2 protein-coding genes and 1 pseudogene are annotated in these 3,073 nt (G+C 78.2%); 2 read left to right on the top strand and 1 reads right to left on the bottom strand.

Features of this window, described 5'->3' with window-relative positions:
- Positions 1–1,054 (bottom strand): annotated as a pseudogene (locus tag ETD83_RS40805) (hypothetical protein); the annotation flags it as partial.
- Positions 1,055–1,393: 339 nt separating this feature from the next.
- Here ETD83_RS40805 and rsgA point away from each other — a divergent pair.
- Both rsgA and ETD83_RS40795 read left to right on the top strand, forming a co-directional pair.
- Complete coding sequence (rsgA, locus tag ETD83_RS40800) at positions 1,394–2,488, top strand: ribosome small subunit-dependent GTPase A (protein WP_138650603.1); 1,095 nt, start codon at positions 1,394–1,396, stop codon at positions 2,486–2,488.
- The gene (locus ETD83_RS40795; protein ID WP_138650602.1) at positions 2,485–3,018 is read left to right on the top strand and encodes a GNAT family N-acetyltransferase; all 534 of its coding nucleotides are present in this window, start codon (positions 2,485–2,487) and stop codon (positions 3,016–3,018) included. The genes rsgA and ETD83_RS40795 overlap by 4 nt, the downstream gene beginning before the upstream one ends.
- Positions 3,019–3,073 lie beyond the last annotated feature (55 nt).

Below are 3,073 nucleotides of genomic sequence, written 5' to 3'. Positions count from 1 at the left end.
GCGGAGACCGCCAGGTGGTCTTGGCGACGTCCACGACGACGTCGCGGGAGACGTCGATGATGAGGCCGCGCAGGGTGTCCTTGAGGGCGAGCTTGAGCGCGTCGCGGATCAGCTCGCGCAGGACGGCCTCGATCGCGGCGGTGGTCGCGCGGGCGGCGGCCCGCAGGGCCAGGTCGCGGGCGGTGCGGGCGAACTCGCTGCCGGCGGCGGCGGTGAGCAGGTCCCCGGCGGTGCGGGCGGCGCCGGTGAGGGGGGCGAGGTCGGCGGCGGTGACGCCGGTGTCGCGGGCGGCGCGCTCGGCGGTCGTGCGGGCGCGGTCGCGCAGCCCGGCGGCCAGGTCGCGGGCGGCCTGCTCGGCGGTCTCGCGGACGACCCGGGCGACGACGTCCCGCGCGGCGATCATGGCGGCGTCGACGGCGGCGTCGGCGACGGTGTCGACCGCGGCGTCCACGACGGACCTGGTCGCGGCCTGCACGACGGGGGCGGACACGGTCGCGGTCACGGTGCGCCCGGCGACGTCCCTGGCGGTGGCGGTGGCGGCGCGGGCGAGCGGGCTGCCGGTGGCGAGGCGGCGCGCGGCGGCGGCGACGGGGTGCCGCGCGACCTGCCGTCCGGCCTGCTCGGCGAGGGTCATGGCGGTGGCGGCGGCCTCGAACGCGCTCGCGGTGGCGGGGTTGGCCGCGGCGGCGGCGCGGGCCTCGGTGACGGCGCGTTCGGCCGCGGCGGTGGCGGCCTTGACGGCGGCGTCGCGGGCGGCCTGCTCGACGGCCTTCATCGCGGGCGTCCCCGACACCTGCTCCAGGATCCGGTCCGCGGCGAGCGCGGCGGCCTCGCGGGCCGCGGCGGCGACGGGTTCACCGGCGGTGACCGCGGTCCGGGCGGCGGACGCGGCGGCGGGGGCCAGCCCGTCCCAGATCTCTTCCAGCCGGTCGGCGGCGGCCTGGTCGGCGCGTCCGGCCCGTTCGGAGAGCCCAGTCCCGGGACGCTTCGCGGGGCCGGCATCCGCGCGGTCGGCCTCCTCATGGTCCATGGTGTCGTTGTCGTCCACGGTCACGCCCCCTCCTCCTCGCGATCCGCCCCCCAAATCACCATAACTTCCGAACTCGGCCGTCGGTTCCGCCCAGCGTCCCGGATCCGCGCCGAGCGGGAGCCGCCGCCCGCCAGGGCCGCGGCCGGGGGGATCGGCGGAAAATGCGGTTTGCCGGGCCCGGCGGGGGCGGTAGAGTCGTGCTCGGACCCGTGAGGAGGTGTGGACGTATGGCCGTCGTTGCGGTGGCTGCTGCCCGCAGCATTCAGCCCGTCCTCATTTCCCGGGCCGCCGGCTGACCCGTTACCGCACCGTAAGTTGCGGCGCGTCCGTGCCGGGGCCCCTTTCACGCGAAGGTTCCCAACATTGTCTTCCCCTTCAGCGGGGTCGTCGCCGCTGGCCGCCTACGGCTGGGACACGACCCTGGAGTACGAGTTCACCTCTCATCGCGCCGCGGGGCTGATCCCCGCGCGCGTGGCCGCGGTCGACCGCGGCCTGTGCGACGTGGTCGCCGAGACCGGCCCGCTGCGGGCCTCCGCCGGCCCCGTCCCTGCCTCCTCCACTGATGAACCCGCCGTGGCGCCGTGCACGGGCGACTGGGCGGCGCTGCGCCCGGACGGCCCGGACGGGCGGCCCGCGGTGGCGGCGCTGCTGCCGCGCCGGACCGCGATCGTGCGGTCCTCGGCGTCGCGGGACTCGCGCGGCCAGGTGCTGGCCGCCAACGTCGACACCGTCGCGATCGCGGTGTCGCTGGCCGCCCGCCTGGACCTGGGCCGGGTGGAGCGGCTGCTCGCGCTGGCCTGGGAGAGCGGCGCGCGGCCCGTGGTCGTGCTCACCAAGTCCGATCAGATACCGGACGCCGCCGAGGCCGAGGCGCAGGCGGCGGCCGCCGCGCCGGGCGCGGACGTGGTGGCCTGCAGCGCCGCGACCGGGGACGGCGTGGACGCCGTCCGCGCCGTCCTGACCGGGACGGTGGTGCTGATCGGGCCGTCGGGCGCGGGCAAGTCCACGCTCGGGAACGCGCTGCTGGGCGAACAGGTCCTGGCGACCGGCGCGGTCCGGGAGCAGGACGGCAAGGGCCGCCACACCACCGTGCGGCGGGAGCTGCTGCCGCTGCCGGGCGGCGGTGTCCTGATCGACACGCCGGGGCTGCGCGGCGTCGGCCTGTTCGAGGCGTCCGAGGGCCTGGAGCGGACGTTCGCCGACGTCGAGGCGCTGGCCGCCCGGTGCCGGTTCGGCGACTGCGAGCACCGCACCGAGCCGGGCTGCGCGGTGCTGGCCGCGGTCGAGAACGGCACGCTGCCGCGGCGCCGCCTCGACAGCTACCGCAAGCTGCTGCGCGAGAACGAGTGGGCGGCCTCGCGCACCGACGCGCGGCTGCGCGCCGAGCGCGACAACCGGTGGAAGACCATCAGGAAGGCGCAGCGGCAGATGTACCGGGAGCGGGGGCGGGACCGATGAGGTGGACGACGAGGCCGGAGCGGCCGGGCGAGCGCGGCGCGGTCCGCGCGGTGGTCGAGGCGGCGTTCCCGACGGCCGCCGAGGCGGACCTGGTGGACGCGCTGCGCGGGGACCCGGCGTGGGTGCCGGGCCTGTCGATGGTCGCCGAGGCCCCCGGCGGCGGTGTCGCCGGGTACGCGCTGGCGACGCGGTGCCGCGTCGGCGAGGGCCCGGCCGGGGTGTCGGGGGCGCTGGCGCTGGCGCCGGTGGCGGTCCATCCGGACTGGCAGCGGCGCGGCGCGGGCGGCGCGGCGGTCCGGGCCGTGCTGGACGCGGCGGCGGCGCGGGCGGCGTCGGGGCGCGGGGAGCGGCTGGTGGTGGTGCTCGGGCATCCGGAGTACTACCCGCGGTTCGGGTTCGCGCGGGCGTCCTCGCTCGGTGTCGGCGTGGCGTTCGAGGTGCCGGACGAGGCGCTGATGGCGCTGGTGCTGGACGGGCCGGGCCCGGTCCCGTCCGGGACGGTCGCCTACCCGGCCCCGTTCGGCGTCTGACCCGCCATGACGCGCCGTGACGCGTCTCGTGTGAGCGGTGCGTGAGGGGCGGGGC

Source organism: Actinomadura soli, from assembly GCF_005889715.1.
Lineage (GTDB): Bacteria > Actinomycetota > Actinomycetes > Streptosporangiales > Streptosporangiaceae > Spirillospora > Spirillospora soli.
The sequence above is the reverse complement of the archived record's forward strand: the minus strand, read 5'-3'. Positions and strand labels throughout refer to the sequence as shown.

Coding starts and splice junctions, on each gene's coding strand:
- ETD83_RS40795 (WP_138650602.1), top strand. CDS start 2,485: ATGAGGTGGACGACGAGGCCGGAGCGGCCGGGCGAGCGCGGCGCGGTC.